The 14842-nt window shown below is 53.9% G+C and carries 12 protein-coding genes; 9 read left to right on the forward strand and 3 right to left on the reverse strand.

Annotated features, from left to right (window positions below):
* The 7 genes from G547_RS21745 to G547_RS23970 form a co-directional block, all read left to right on the forward strand.
* Positions 1-270, forward strand: a 270-nt coding sequence (locus G547_RS21745; RefSeq protein ID WP_036189047.1) for an integrase core domain-containing protein, incomplete at its 5' end; no start/stop codon positions are given.
* Between the two features lie 308 nt (positions 271-578).
* Positions 579-1148 (forward strand): GspH/FimT family pseudopilin, encoded by a 570-nt coding sequence (locus G547_RS22805; RefSeq protein ID WP_051235582.1) that lies wholly within the window; start codon positions 579-581, stop codon positions 1146-1148.
* Between the two features lie 14 nt (positions 1149-1162).
* Positions 1163-1609, forward strand: a complete 447-nt coding sequence (gene pilV / locus G547_RS21755) for a type IV pilus modification protein PilV (protein ID WP_051235584.1) — start codon at positions 1163-1165, stop codon at positions 1607-1609.
* Between the two features lie 12 nt (positions 1610-1621).
* Entirely contained in the window at positions 1622-2689 is a 1068-nt protein-coding gene (locus tag G547_RS0115435) for a PilW family protein (RefSeq protein WP_084646090.1), read from the forward strand.
* Between the two features lie 32 nt (positions 2690-2721).
* A complete protein-coding gene (locus G547_RS0115440) occupies positions 2722-3270 on the forward strand; it encodes a pilus assembly PilX family protein (RefSeq protein WP_169449461.1) in 549 nt (182 codons plus the stop codon).
* Positions 3271-3291: 21 nt separating this feature from the next.
* Positions 3292-7569 carry a pilus assembly protein gene (locus G547_RS0115445; protein ID WP_027330633.1) on the forward strand — a complete coding sequence of 1426 codons (4278 nt, stop codon included), beginning with the start codon at positions 3292-3294 and terminating at the stop codon, positions 7567-7569.
* Positions 7551-7997: a type IV pilin protein gene (locus tag G547_RS23970; RefSeq protein ID WP_157209905.1), complete on the forward strand. Its 447-nt coding sequence runs from the start codon at positions 7551-7553 to the stop codon at positions 7995-7997. The genes G547_RS0115445 and G547_RS23970 overlap by 19 nt, the downstream gene beginning before the upstream one ends.
* 24 nt (positions 7998-8021) lie before the next feature.
* Here the strand turns inward: G547_RS23970 and G547_RS0115455 are convergent, their stop codons facing one another.
* Positions 8022-9398: a sigma-54-dependent transcriptional regulator gene (locus G547_RS0115455; RefSeq protein ID WP_027330635.1), complete on the reverse strand. Its 1377-nt coding sequence runs from the start codon at positions 9396-9398 to the stop codon at positions 8022-8024.
* Positions 9399-9450: 52 nt separating this feature from the next.
* Positions 9451-11064 (reverse strand): sensor histidine kinase, encoded by a 1614-nt coding sequence (locus tag G547_RS0115460; RefSeq protein WP_157209906.1) that lies wholly within the window; start codon positions 11062-11064, stop codon positions 9451-9453.
* A 99-nt stretch (positions 11065-11163) separates the two neighbouring features.
* Here G547_RS0115460 and G547_RS0115465 point away from each other — a divergent pair, with 99 nt between their 5' ends.
* A complete protein-coding gene (locus G547_RS0115465; RefSeq protein ID WP_027330637.1) occupies positions 11164-12789 on the forward strand; it encodes an NAD+ synthase in 1626 nt (541 codons plus the stop codon).
* Between the two features lie 45 nt (positions 12790-12834).
* Here the strand turns inward: G547_RS0115465 and G547_RS0115470 are convergent, their stop codons facing one another.
* Positions 12835-13743, reverse strand: coding sequence for an outer membrane protein assembly factor BamD (locus G547_RS0115470; protein WP_027330638.1), 909 nt, complete (start codon positions 13741-13743; stop codon positions 12835-12837).
* A 148-nt stretch (positions 13744-13891) separates the two neighbouring features.
* Here G547_RS0115470 and rluD point away from each other — a divergent pair, with 148 nt between their 5' ends.
* A complete protein-coding gene (gene rluD, locus G547_RS0115475; RefSeq protein WP_027330639.1) occupies positions 13892-14839 on the forward strand; it encodes a 23S rRNA pseudouridine(1911/1915/1917) synthase RluD in 948 nt (315 codons plus the stop codon).
* Positions 14840-14842: the final 3 nt, after the last annotated feature.

Genomic DNA, 14842 nt, shown 5'->3' on the forward strand with positions numbered 1-14842 from the left:
GAGATAGAACACACCAAAACCAAGGCTCGACACCCGCAGACCAATGGCATCTGTGAGCGATTCCATAAGACAGTGCTGCAGGAGTTTTATCAGGCCACGCTACGGCGTAAGATCTACGATACGCTGGAGGCACTTCAGTCGGACTTGGACGACTGGCTGCATGAGTACAATCATCACCGTACTCACCAGGGGAAAATGTGCTGCGGCAGGACGCCAATGGAAACCCTGGAAGATGGCAAGCGAATCTGGAAGGAAAAGTTCGTAGGCTGAACTTGACCTGACAGACACCATCGGAAAAACCGGTAACTGTCAGATCAAGTCTGGACTACTACATGTTAGCCCACGTTGTGTCATAATTTTCCTCCTTGAGGGTATCTGGGCATACCCCGTTTCCCGGGGATTGCCGTTCATTCATCCGTGAAGACCACATGTCGCCATTCGCTCTGGGGGCGCTTGGTGATGTGGTAGCGTTTGGCACTATAAGGGGTGGAATTCCTATCGTCCACCTTATGTTTGAGACTAAATTCGAATCAGTTGAGTGGCAGTTCATTCGGCTGAGGAGTAAGAGAAATTGATTTATGCGCCATATGTCGTTTACTTTCTCCAAAGGGTTCACGCTTATCGAGCTGATGGTTACGGTTGCGGTTTTGGCCATCATTCTTTCGGTCGCTGTTCCCAGCATGACCACTCAGATTCGCAATAACCGCTCACTAACCTTCGGCGAGGAGTTCGCTACTGCTCTTAACTATGCCCGGAGCGAAGCTGTCAAACGCGGCCGCCCAGTCTCTTTGTGTGCCAGCAACGATGCCGGGGATGGTTGCGGCAATGACTGGACCAATGGATGGCTCGCTTTTGTAGATTCTGATCCTGGTGGAGAGACTGGGAGCAACCCCACAATAGCAGATGCCAATACCGATATACTGCGATATTGGAGCCTGGAAGGCGACGGCTTAGTTCTTGACGTTGTTAGAGGTGGAGTGGCTAGTGGATTCGTTCGTTATGTGGGGATGGGAACGCTGGCGCGAGTTGACAATGTCGCTAACCCAATAACTGCTCTTGCTCAGTACGAAAATTGTGTGGGAGAAGCGGCGAGACAGGTTAGTGTTGGGTTGTCGGGCTCGGTTCATCTCAGTCGCACGGATTGCTGATCCAAGGGGGATACATGTCACTAATCAACATAGGTAAACAGCGAGGAGTGGGGCTGATAGAGGTGCTGGTGACGGTAATGATACTAGCGACATCTTTGCTGGCAATTGGTGCCTTGCAGTCTAGGTCTTTGCAGTTTAATCACAGTGCCTACTTACGCTCGCAGGCTAATCTACTCGCTTACGATATTCTGGACCGTATGAGAATCAATAGCGAGAATCTTGCGAGTTACGAGGGCGAATACGACAGCGCCAGCCCTGGAGGGGGCGGTCTCGCCGGAGACGATCTGGATGCGTGGATGACTATGGTGACGTCGCTTCTGCCGGGGGGAACCGCGGAGATAGCCTGCGAGAGCAGTGTCTGCACTGTCAGTCTAGAGTGGATAGAAGAGGAAGAGCGTGGCGCGCAAGTTGACCCGGACGCCCAAAACACCACTTCATTTAAATACAGTACGAGATTGTAACCGGGGTTATCAATGAAGAAACAGTATGGACTTTCCCTCGTGGAGCTAATGATCTCGTTAACTCTGGGCATGGTATTGATGACTGGCGTTGTTCAGATGTTCCTTGCCAGCCGCTCCACGTACACGACGCAGCAAGCGATTTCGCGCATTCAGGAAACCGGCCGCCTGGGTATGGAGTTTTTGGCGCTGGATATTCGCATGGCAGGCTACACTGGCTGCTCGAGCCGAAATCCATTGGCTGAATTCAAAAACGGACTGGATCCCGATACGGTGGCGGTGGGATCCATCTATGATGTTGGGGCCGAGGGCAACCCAGATATTATTCTTCAATCGCAAATCGGAATAATCGGCTATGAGTCCGATGATGATCTCCCTCACGATGAGGTTGAAGACAACATAAAAGATGGCACAGATGTTTTGTTTACTCGTGGTGCCGGTACCAGCGGGATGTCCCTAATGAATGAGGTTGATGCATCCGCTAACGTCAATGTAAGCGGGACGGAGGTTGATGGATGTGTAGAGGATATCTGCCAAGGAGATATTGTTGTCCTTTCAGATTGCACTCATGCCCGCTTGTTCAAAATTACCAATCTTCAAGGCTTGGGCAGCGGTGTTGTCAACCTTGTTCACTCAAGCAATGCCAGCGAAAATCCATCGAATAGAGATCCCAATAATTGGGGGCAGGAATTCGATCTTGGTGCCCAAGTTATGAAGGTGAGCAGTAAAACATATTACGTGGCTGAGAGCGAACTTAACCCCGGTTCCAGCAGTTTGTGGCAAGTTGTTGACGAAGACCCCCCCGTGGAGCTCATTGAGGGCGTGGAGGATATGAGTTTGCGTTATGGCCTAGATACAAACGCTGACAATATCCCGGACGACTATTTGGCGGCAAGCGATATTGCCGATGATGATTGGGGGGCGGTATTGGCGGTAAGAGTACAGCTGCTGGTACAGAGTTCGGAGGAGAATGTACTGCAGGAACCCCAGAACATCGTATTTGATGGTGAAGATGTCGACGTGAGTGATCGACGCATGCGTCAAATATTTTCAAGTACTATCGGCATCCGAAGCCGTTTGTGAGCGTTGTGAGGAGTCAAGTTATGAGGAGCCGCGTGCAAGCTCAAAACATTCCTGTGAGTCGACAGGGTGGGGCGGTGTTGATTCTCGGGCTTATTATGCTTTTGCTGATGACCATTGTGGGGTTGGCCGCCGTTCGCGGAACGGGGCTTCAAGAAACAATGGCGAGCAACATGAGGCAGCGTCATATTGCCTTTCATGCTGCCGAGGCTGGACTGAGAGAGGCAGAGGATGAACTAAAAAATCTTGTCAATAAAACGTTTGACGGCACGGAAAAGGGGCTGTTGGCGGACCAGGGCCAGCTTGGTCAGCCCCTGGTTGCGCGGTGGGACGCGGATGACTGGCTGGAGAACTCGATATTGACGGATCTAGAGTTGGTAAACATTAAGGAAGCCAATCGCCCTCGGTATGTCGTTGAGGAAGTGCGTGTTCCCGATATCGAAGTACGCAAAATGCTCGGCTGCTCGCAAGACCCCGAGGAGTTTTGTTTTGATGTTGATTATTTTCGAGTCAGTAGTCGAGGAGTTAGTGGTTCAGGAGAGGCGGAAGCCGTACTTCAATCGACTTACGGGCAGCTCAAATAAGGTTAATCAGGAGTGATAAAAATGGCGACGCAATGGGTCAAAATGCTTGCTGGTACCCGTAAGGTAAGCGGTAAAGGAGCTTTGATGTCGGTGGTTGCCGGCTTCACGCTCGCTCTATCGCACGTAGTGATGTCGGCCGAGCCCGCTCAGGACCCGCTATTTTTGGCGCAGCCTGTCCGTCCACTCATGATGCTTAACATGTCAAATGACCATCAACTGTTCTTTAAGTTGTACAACGACTACAGCGATTTGGATGGTGACGGAGAGGCGGATAATACATATAACCACTCCTACGATTATTATGGTTATTTCGATAGCGGAAAATGCTACTCCTACGACACGTCGGACAACCTCTACCAGCCCAGTAGGCAAACTAATAGCAACGGTTATTGCAATACTGGAAGCGTAGGTAATGAATGGAGTGGAAACTTTCTGAACTGGGCGACGATGACCCGAATCGATGCGGTCAGAAAGATTCTATATGGTGGGCTCAGGTCTACCGATACGGCTAGTGTGACGGTTCTTGAACGCCAGATGTTACCGAACGATGCCCATTCCTTCACTAAATTTTATGCTGGTGAAGATCTAGATATGTTGACCCCGTTTGGTAATAATGCGGGCGATAGTGATGTTGAGGATCGGGGTATAACCATTTGTAACACTACTGATCCCGATGATAGAGATGATTACTCTCAGGAAGTGACAGATCCACCTCTATTACGGGTGGCTCGGGGAAATTATTCTTTATGGGCCAGCAATGAACGTTGGCAGTGTCGTTGGGGGACGGCAAGGAACGGCAACGATCCCGATGTAACGAACATCTATGCTCACGGAAGTAGTCCAAGTAAGGACAGTCACGGCTTGGGTCAGAAGGATTATAACGTCAGAGTGGCTGTTTGCGACGAAGGTTTAGAGGAAAGTAATTGTCAGGCTTATGGAAGTTCAATGAAACCCACCGGCCTGCTCCAAGAGTACGGTGAAACCGATAAGATCCTTTTTGGACTAATGACTGGTTCGTACAAGAAGAATAAATCCGGCGGAGTTTTAAGGAAAAATATCGGTAACATGCTGGACGAAATTAACCTGGATAATGGCACATTTATTAAGCCTGATAATGACAGTAATGAAGAATTTCACGGCATTGTCAACACGTTGGATAAGTTGAGAATCTATGGTTACCGATTCGATAACGGCACATACCATGGTACTAATGACAGTGACGGCTGCCTGTGGGGCTGGAGTTCATTTGATGACGGTGAGTGTACCAATTGGGGTAACCCTCAGTCGGAATTGTACCTCGAATCGCTGAGATACCTGTCTGGCCTCAGTGCGTCCGAGGAGTACAATGCAGAAGACTCTGGCTATATCGATGGTCTGTTTACGGCAACCTGGTCGGCCCCCGTAGATAACAACAATTACTGCGCTCCTCTCAGCGTCCTCCAGTTTAATGCCTCAACGAGCTCCTATGACGGCGACCAAGTTAAAGCGATAGCTTCGGATATTGGGGTCAGTGACGTGGATTCGATTACTGATCAGATATTGGTCAATGAAGGGCTCGCGGGAAATGATTTCTACGTTGGCAAGGTTCTGAGCGAAGAGGGGGTGGATAACGAGGATGAGTTGTGTACAGCGAAAACTGTTGGGAATCTCTCCAAGGTGCGAGGCACTTGCCCGGATGCTCCTCGATTGGAGGGTAGTTATTATATCGCGGGCTTGGCTCATTATGCCCGGTCAACCGGTATATCGCTGAGCGGCGTCACCGCAACTCAGAATAAGCCCAAGGTAAAAACTTACGGGGTGGCTTTAGCGCCTTCAGTTCCCAGTGTGTCGGTGAAGGTTCCTGGCTCGGATATTATTGCCGGGTCGGAAGCAAAATTTATTGATATTCAGCCCGCTTGTCGCAATGAAGGGCTTGATGCCAACTGTGCAATCGTTGATTTCAAGATTATTGAGCAGACGACCTCTGATGTCGCCAACAGTGGATTGCTTTACGTGAACTGGGAGGACAGTGAGCAGGGCGGTGACTTTGACCAAGACATGTGGGGTGTCATGAAGTACAAAGTAACCAATAATGAGGTTACTGTTGGAACCCAAGTGATAGCCCAATCGACTGGTGACATTATGGGGTTTGGCTACATAATCAGTGGCACTAAAAGCGATGGTTTTCACGTCCACTCGGGAGTGAATGACTTTGTTTATGGTGATTTTTGTAAAGAAGATGGTGATTGTACTTGTCATCAAAACAATGGGACCCAAACATGTAATCTCGCCGAGCTGACGGAGCGAACTTACGACGTTGGTGCCTCTTCAGCGCAACCACTCGAACAGCCCCTGTACTACGCCGCCAAATGGGGGGGGTACTTTGATGACAAAGCCACGGTTGATGATATTCGTGAAGACGATACACCCGACAGCTACTTTTATGCGACGGATCCTCGCAAGCTTCAAGAAGCTCTTCGTAACGTGTTTGACACTGTGTCGCAAGAGGTGGGCGCGGCAGCTTCCGTTGCCACCGAATCTGCGCAACTGAGCGAGGGAGGTTACATTTATCAGGCTAAGTTCGATAGTAAGGGCTGGTCTGGCGAGATTGAGGCGTTCGAGATAGATGAGAATGGTGTGCCTGCGGAATCGGCTACCGTGTCGACCAATGAGACGCTACAACTGGATAATGAGAACGGCCGCAAGGTATACACTTATGTCGAGGACACGGGGACTGTTGCGTTCACATGGGGAAATTTGTCCGCCGATCAGAAGAGCTTTTTAAACCCGGAAGTTGAGTCCGGCCTCGGCGAAAAGCGCCTGAACTGGTTGCGGGGCGATCAAAGCCACGAGGGAGACAGTGGCGGTCTTAGAGAGCGGGAAAAACTGCTGGGAGATATTGTCAACTCAAGTCCTGTGTACCTCTCTAGTCGTGATCGCGGGTATAGCCGGCTGCCGGACGATGAGGGCGGCGGTAACAAGTATCAGGATTATCTGGACGATAAAGAGAATGATGTCCCGACGTTGTTTGTCGGTGCCAACGATGGCATGTTGCATGCCTTCTATGGTTCTGGCAGTAATCTATTGCGGGAGCGTTTTGCATACGTCCCCACTGGGGTTTACCCGAAGTTGGCAAAATTGAGTGACCCGAATTACGGTCGGCAAGATGTTGGCCATGAGTACTTGGTAGATGGTCCATTGGTTGTTGGGGATGCTTATTTGAATGGCGCTTGGAAGAGCGTTTTGGTTGGTACGCTTGGCGCAGGTGGGAAAAGCATTTTTGCCTTGGATGTAACTCAGCCGGATAGCCCTAAAGTTTTGTTTGAACTGAACCAATCGGATTATTCCGCTCTAGGGTACGTTATGGGCGATCCCACTATCACGCGTACGGTTGATGGTCGATGGGTTGTTATTTTCGGCAACGGTTATGATAGCGGTACGTCTCAGCTGTTTGTAGTGGATTTGGAAGACCCTCTGGGCTCAACCGAAGTTATTAATACTCAAGCAGGAACGGGGCTCTCGGGTGTTTCTGTATTGAGAAATGGTGACGGCGAGGCAGTATATGCGTATGGGGGCGACCTCAATGGGAATCTCTGGAAGTTCGATTTGAACAGTTCGAATACCAGCCAGTGGCAAGTGGCGTTGGGCGGTAACCCTCTTTTTATTGCAAAAGACGACAATGGCGTAAGGCAACCGATCAGTTCGGCCCCCGCTCTGGGGTACAACTCCTTGAAAGGTGGGGCGACTATGCTGTACTTCGGTACCGGAAAGTACTTTGATGACGGTGATAATAATTGGAGCGCTGGCGATAGTTGGAGCAGCTTCTATGGTATTGCGGATACTGATGTAGCACTAACCTATTCCAGTCGAACCGATATAATGCATGAGAAGACATTGTCTCAGTCCGGCGAGGAACGCAACGTGAACGGCGAGGGAGTAGACTGGACGGAGGACGACGGATGGTACCTTGACTTTGACGTTGAACAAGGTGAACGGGTTATTCAAAAGCCTTTGCTGCTTTTTGACCGTTTGATTTTTCCAACGGTTATTCCATCGGCGGTTGCTTGTGATTATGGTGGTCGCAGCTGGTTGATGGAGTTGGTTGGTGTTGGTGATCGGTTTACGAGGCGTCCAGTCTTGAAGCCTACTCCTTCAGACTTAATTCTGGGTGAGCCCACACCCACTTATACTGAAGGCGGTGACGACGATAGCCTCGATGGTAACTTGCTTTATATGGACACCAGTGGTGGGAGAGGGAGCTCGGAACTTGACGTTCCTGACGATGCATTGGGGCGACAATCGTGGCGGCAAGTACGCTGATTGGGTTAATTGAGGTGGATATGAATAAAGGTATAAGAGGATTTACTCTGATTGAAGTGATGATCGTGGTGGCGATTCTGGGGATTTTGGCCGGGATCGCTTTTACTGCTTATTCCAATCAGGTGATGAGAAGCAACCGCTCTGACGCTATTGCAACGCTAAATGACGTGTCTCAGCGGCTGCAGCGGTGTTACACAACCTATAGCGCCTATGATAATGCTGGCTGCACAATTTATAACCAATTGGACAATGGTGTGGTAGAGTCATTCGAGCAGTACTACGAAATTGACTTTGAGGCGGGCAGTGAAAGCGCCACTACCTATACACTGGTGGCTACTCCGGTTGAGCCACCCCAAACAAAAGACACTAATTGTGACGATATGTCATTGAGTCACACCGGGCGTCGAGAACCAGAGGGTTGTTGGTGAGGGCGCCGCTGCAGCGCTGATCAATTAGTCGTCATCAAGCCCGAGTTTCTGCAGCCGGTACCGCAACGACCGAAAACTGATGCCCAGGTTCTTCGCCGCCTGGGTTTTGTTCCACTTGGCCTGTTCGAGTGCCTTGCAGAGCACGTCTTTCTCGATCTCCTGAAGGTAATGGTCCAGAGAGGGGTGCTCCGCGCACCGGTCAGCATGGTCCCCGTATGATTCCGTGGTTTCTTCATTGGGAGAGTCCAGAGAAACCGGGTGCTCCGGCAGGTGCAGGTCGTCCTTGTCGATAACGGTGCTTTCGCACAGGGTGAATGCCCTTTCCAGAATGTTTTCCAGTTCGCGCACGTTACCGGGAAAGCTGTATTCGCACAGCCGCTTCATGGCCGCTTGGCTTAGCTGAGGCGTCGGAAAGTTCACTTCTTTGGCCATTTTCTCCAGGCTGTGACGCGCCAGCATGGCGATATCTTCCCGGCGCTCTCGTAGTGGCGGCACACGCAGCTGGATAACGTTGAGACGGTAAAACAGATCCTGTCGGAACCGGCCTTCCTGCACTTCCTTATCCAACGCCTTGTGGGTGGCGCACAAGATGCGCACATCGGTCTTTATCTCTCCCTGGCCGCCAACGGGGCGTATGGCTTTCTCCTGAATCGCCCGCAGCAACTTCACTTGCATGTCCAGTGGCAGGTCGGCCACTTCGTCCAGAAACAGGGTACCGCCTTCGGCGGCCTGAAACAGACCGTCCTTGTCCTGGTGGGCGCCGGTAAAGCTGCCTTTCTTATAACCGAAGAATTCGCTTTCCATCAGCTCGCGCGGAATGGCACCGCAGTTGACGGCCACAAACTGGCCGGCAGAGCGTGGGCCGAGCTTGTGGATGGAGCGGGCGACCAGTTCCTTCCCGACACCGGACTCCCCCGAGATGTACACCGGTGCCTGGGAGCGGGCCAGCTTTTGAATACTGGCCACCAGGTTTTGAATAGCCTTCGACTGGCCCAGAATAGGACACTCACCCGGAAGAGGCATGGGAGGCAATTGGCTGGATTGAATGGCGCTGGTAACCAGTTTGCGTAGAGCGGTCAGGTCAACAGGCTTGGAGACAAAATCAAAAGCCCCGGCTTTCATGGACTCAATGGCAAGATCAATGCTGCCGTGAGCGGTGATGACCGCAACGGGGAGCCGGGGGTGATGTTGTTGGATATGTTCCACCAACTCGAGCCCATTGCCGTCGGGCAACCTCATGTCGGTCAAGCATAAGTCATAAGCCGTATTCGCGAGCTGGGCTTTGGCCTGAGTCAGGTCTTCGACGCTGTCGGCCTCCAGTCCCATACGGCTCAGGGTAATGCTGAGAAGTTCCCGGATGTCGGGTTCATCGTCAATGACCAAAACGCGGTGCTGGCTCATAGTTAACCTGTTTTGAGTGTGGGGCAGCCTATTGAGAGCGGTAAGCAAGAAGTCACAGGGCTCGCTCCGGATGTGCCATTTGGATATGGAAGCAGCTCAGCCCGTCTTCTGTGCGTTCATAGTGTATTAAAGCCTGGTTGGCTTCGCAAAGTTCCTTGCAGATATAGAGCCCGAGGCCTGAACCGGTGTTTTCCGTCGTGAAAAAGGGCTCAAAAATATGTTTCTGTTTCTGTTCTTCGATGCCGTCACCCCAGTCAATAACGCGGATATAAGGTTGCTCCTTCCTCGGGTCAACGCCGGCTTCCAGTCTTATCTTGGGTTGGCCCGTCACCGCGAGGCTGTAGCGCAGGCCGTTGTCGCATAGGTTGGTGAGTACTTGCTGGAGTTGCCCTTTATCAAACTTTGCGATGATCGGCGGTTGCGTCAGCTCCAAGTGGAGTTCGCAAGGTTCATTCTGACTCAGTTGAAACTCGTTTACGAATTGGGGCAACCATTCTTCCAGGGCAACGCGTTCGGGCTGAGCATTGCGTCGACGAGACAGCTGCAGGACGTTCTCGATAATCTGATTGACACGTTTACTGTGGCTGTCGATGATCTGCAGCAGTCGGCGATCACCGTCAGCCAGCTGGTCCGACTCGCCGAGCAGTTGGCTGGCGTGGCTGATGGCCCCGAGTGGATTGCGTACCTCGTGGGCGATGCTGGCGGTCAGTCGCCCCAGGGAGGCGAGTTTGAGCTGCTGTGCTTGCTGGGTGATCAGGCGGTGGTCCTCGACAAACACCAGGGTTTCCGCATTGTTGTCGGGGTTCAATGCAGCGAAATTGATTTTCACTTCGCTGTTGGTGGCATCCCCCATTGTAATGACCGACGAGGTCCGAGTGTCGGTTTGCCACCGATCAAACTGGGTCTGGAGAATGGGGACATCGGCGAGGCTGAGAGGGAGTCTCTCGGGCGGGCGTATACCCAGGAGGTCGGCGGCGGAGCGGTTTAGCAGCTCAATGTCCTGTTGTCGGTTCAATACGACGATGCCGGTGCGCATTCGCTCCACAATCAGCTGCGCGAGCCGCTGCAGGTGTTCCGCCTGTTTGGCTTGAGCCAAAGCTTCCTGGCTGCTGGTGCGAATTTTTCGGGCCAGATACTGAAACGTCAGAGCGGTGATAAACAGCAATGCCCCCAGCGTGCCCGCGGAAAACAGGGTACGGTTGTCGATCGAGAGGAGCCACAGACGGACCACGCTTTCGCCGATCACGGTGATGCTGGCCAGGGCGGCGAGGAGGATGGCCAGTTGGGTTGGCAAGAGCATGCCCCCGGCGGCGACCACCACCAATTGCAGGTAACCCAGGCCGCTTAATGCGCCGCCGCTGGCAAACATCATCAGTCCGATGGCGGCCATGTCGATCACCAGCAACACGAAGGACTGTTGATCTGACGGTAGAAACTTGACGCGCCACAGCAGGCCCAACGTAATGATGTTGATGCCGGTGTAGGCAATGGAGGTGTACAGGAATATATTCGGATGGTCGTTGCCCAGGATGTTGGGCGCGACATCGCCCTGAAACATGAGCAGTAGCAGGCTCCCGAGCAACGTCCGGTAGTAGGTGTAGACCCGCAACAAATCGTAGTTGCTGTAGCTGGTGGCTCGGTCTATTGCGGGATTTGTCAGTGGCATGATTCGCTCGTTTTCGGCGTTATCGTTTTGCGTCCGGGAGGCATTTGGCGGACAATACGGCCTCAATTGTTTGCAGTTTATCAGGACACAGCCCCCTTTATGTCAACTTTGAGTATTGCCCTGGCTCAGATCAATCCCCTTGTGGGCGACATTCCCGGTAACACCGAGAAAGTGAAAGCCTACGCCGAGCGCGCCCGAGAGCATGGCGCCGATGTCATTCTCTTCCCCGAATTGACGCTCTCGGGTTACCCCCCGGAGGATTTATTGCTTCGCCCCAGTCTGGCGCCGCGTATAGAGCGGGCGCTGGAGCAACTGAAGCAGGCGGATTTGAACATTACCCTGGTGTTGGGGTATCCGCGCGTGGTGGCGGGCCGGGTTTTCAATATGGCCGGGGTCATTGAAAACGGCAAATTGGTCTGTGAGTACGCCAAGCAATGCTTACCCAACTACCAGGTTTTTGATGAAGTCCGCTACTTCGTTCCCGGCGATAGTGCCTGTGTCTTCGACCTCAACGGCGTACCGACGGCCATTACCATCTGTGAGGATATCTGGCAGCCGGGGCCGGTTGACCAGGCGAGGGAGGCGGGCGCCAAGTTGATGCTCAACCTCAATGCCTCGCCGTTCCATCGCGGAAAGCCTCAGGAGCGTGAGCAGCTGCTGGCCGAACGCGCCCGCCAAGGCCATATGCCCATCGTATACGTCAATCAGGTGGGCGGTCAGGATGAGCTGGTCTTCGATGGTGGTTCTGTCGCCGTCAACCACCTAGGCGAGCTTTGCCGGCGTCTTCCGGCCTGGGAAGAGTCTCTTGAGCTGCTCCAGACCAGTTGGCATGAGGATACGCTACATGTCGGCCACCAAGCCATGGCGCCGCAGCAGGAAGACCTGGAGTCGGTGTACCAGGCGCTGGTGACCGGCACCCGGGATTACGTCAACAAAAACCGCTTCAAAGGCGTTGTTCTGGGGCTTTCGGGGGGTATCGATTCGGCGCTGACTCTGGCGGTGGCGGTGGATGCATTGGGGCCGGATCGGGTCACAGCGATCATGATGCCTTTTCACTACACTTCGGAAATGAGTCAGACGGATGCGGCGGAGCAGGCACGGCGAATGGGGGTGCAATACCACTCCCTGAGCATCGAACCGATGTACGAGGCGTTCATGACCACGTTGGAGCCCATGTTCGAGGGGACCACACGAGATACGACGGAGGAAAACCTCCAAGCGCGCTGTCGCGGTGTGATCCTCATGGCGCTGTCCAATAAAAAAGGGCATTTGGTACTGACCACCGGCAACAAAAGCGAGCTGGCCGTGGGCTATTCGACCCTCTATGGCGATATGGCCGGCGGTTTTGACGTGCTTAAAGATGTGCCCAAGACGCTGGTTTTTGAGCTGGCGCGCCACCGCAACCGTACTGCAGAGGTGATTCCCCCAACGGTGATTAGCCGCCCACCTTCTGCGGAATTGGCCCCGGATCAGAAAGATGAGGATAGCCTTCCGCCCTATGATGAGTTGGACCAGATTCTGGCGGAGTATGTGGAACAGGATCAGAGCGCGGAATCCATCATCGCCAAGGGCTTCAACCGGGCGGACGTGGAGCGGGTGGTTCGGTTGGTTGATATTAACGAGTACAAGCGGCGGCAGGCCCCGGTGGGGGTGCGTGTAACCCAAAGAGGCTTTGGCCGTGACCGCCGCTACCCGATCACCTCAGGCTGGAAGTTGGGCGAATAAACCTCAAAGGGAGGCCGGCCTGTCTCAAGCCGACCTTCCTTTGGTTCAGACTTCTGAAGGGGGAGCCGGCGGCTCTTGGTACTCTGGGTTGTATTTCTCGCGGCTATCGAAACCGGAAGGCTCACGCTTGTCGAACAAGCCGAATGTAATCAGGCTCAGCCAGCTGCGTTCGCCGGTGTCGGCGCTGTACTGGTAGTCAAAGCTGCCGTCTTCGTTCAGAGCGGGATGTTCCGGATAATTAAGAGTCAGCATCCCCAGGAACTGGTCGGACAACTCCGGCATATCCAGCAGGTGATAGCCCTGGACCAGCACGGCTAAAGCATCGGGCATGGCCGGGGTGCGGTGGTAATTTTCCAGTACATAGCGACCGCGGTTGGTGGCGGCCAAGTAGGCGCCACGCTTGAAGTAGTAGTTGGCCACGTGAATCTCATAGCGCGCCAGCAGGTTGCGCAGGTAGAGCATGCGCCGCTTGGCGTCGGACGCGTAAATGCTGTCCGGGTAGCGTGCCAGCAGCTGTGCGAACTGCTCCAGTGAATCTCTTGCGGCGCCCGGGTCTCGCTGAGTCAGGTCCGTCGGTAGAACCCGCTCGAACATGCCGCGCCCTTCGGTGAACGACGCCAGCCCCTTCATGTAATAGGCGTAATCCACGTTGCGGTGCTGGGGGTGCAGGCGTATAAAGCGGTCTGCGGTGGCGGCTACCATGGTGGGGTCGCCAGAGCGATAGTAGGCATAAATCAGCTCTAACTGCGCCTGCTCCGCGTAGGTGCCGAACGGGAAGTTTTCCTCCAGCGCCTGCAGATTGCTGATGGCGGTTTCCCACTGGCTGCGCTTCATTTGTTCCTGCGCGGCCTCGTAAAGGTCGGCCTCGCTGGTATACTCGGGTTCCTGGACGGTATTGGAGCAGGCGACCAATGCCAGGAGGCCGCCGATCATCAGGAGTTGCAGGACTCGCATAGGGTTCAAAACTCGTTCACGATTCAAAGGTCAGTTGGCCCCGTTTCGGCCCCCTGGAACAGCGGGCTATTAAAACACAGAGCGTGCGGATACCAAAGCGCCCCGAAAGGCGGGCCCGCGCGCCGTTATGTAGAGGTAATCGCGCCCAATGGCGGATCAATTGCAACAGAGCGCTCGCGTACCGGCCGATATGGGCGGCATGCGTTTCGACCAAGTCGCGTCCGGGTTGTTCCCGGAGTTTTCCCGCGCACGGCTTCAAACCTGGATTCGGGAGGGGCAGTTGACCCTGAACGGCCGCATCGCCAAGCCCAAGGAACGCCTGATCGGTGGCGAGGAGCTCAAGCTCGAAGCCGAGCTGGAGCCCCAGGGTGACTGGGAGCCGGAGGCGATCGACCTGGATATCCTTTACGAGGATGAAGACCTCCTGGTGATCAATAAGCCCGCTGGGCTGGTGGTGCATCCGGCGGCTGGCAACCATACCGGAACGCTGCTGAACGCCTTGCTGCACCACTGCCCGGCGATAGAGGGCATTCCCCGGGCCGGCATTGTTCACCGTCTGGACAAAGACACCACCGGACTGATGGTAGTGGCGAAAACTCTCTCTGCCCACACCGATCTGGTTGACCAGTTGCAGCAAAGAATTGTCAGCCGTGAGTACGAAGCGGTGGCCGTGGGAACCATGACCGGAGGCGGCACGGTGGAGACACGCATCGGTCGGCACCCCAAGCAACGCAAGCAGATGGCAGTGGTTGAAGAGGGCGGTAAGCGTGCTGTGACCCACTATCGTCTGGTGGAGCGCTTCACCTCGCACACCCATATTCGAGTCAAGCTGGAGACCGGGCGAACCCACCAGATCCGGGTGCATATGGCGCATATACGCCACCCGCTGGTGGGCGACCCGGTCTATGGCGGGCGCTTCAAAATTCCCAAGAGTGCCAGTGACGATTTGATCTGGGCGCTGAAAAGCTTTCCCCGGCAGGCCTTACATGCCGCCAGCCTCGGGCTGGAGCACCCTGTGACCGGCGAGTATCGCGAATGGTCCGCGCCTTTACCTGACGACTTTCAGGCGCTGCTCAAGGCGCTCAAAGCTGGCTGACAG

This window comes from Marinimicrobium agarilyticum DSM 16975, from assembly GCF_000423345.1.
In the GTDB taxonomy this organism is placed as follows: Bacteria; Pseudomonadota; Gammaproteobacteria; order Pseudomonadales; family Cellvibrionaceae; genus Marinimicrobium; species Marinimicrobium agarilyticum.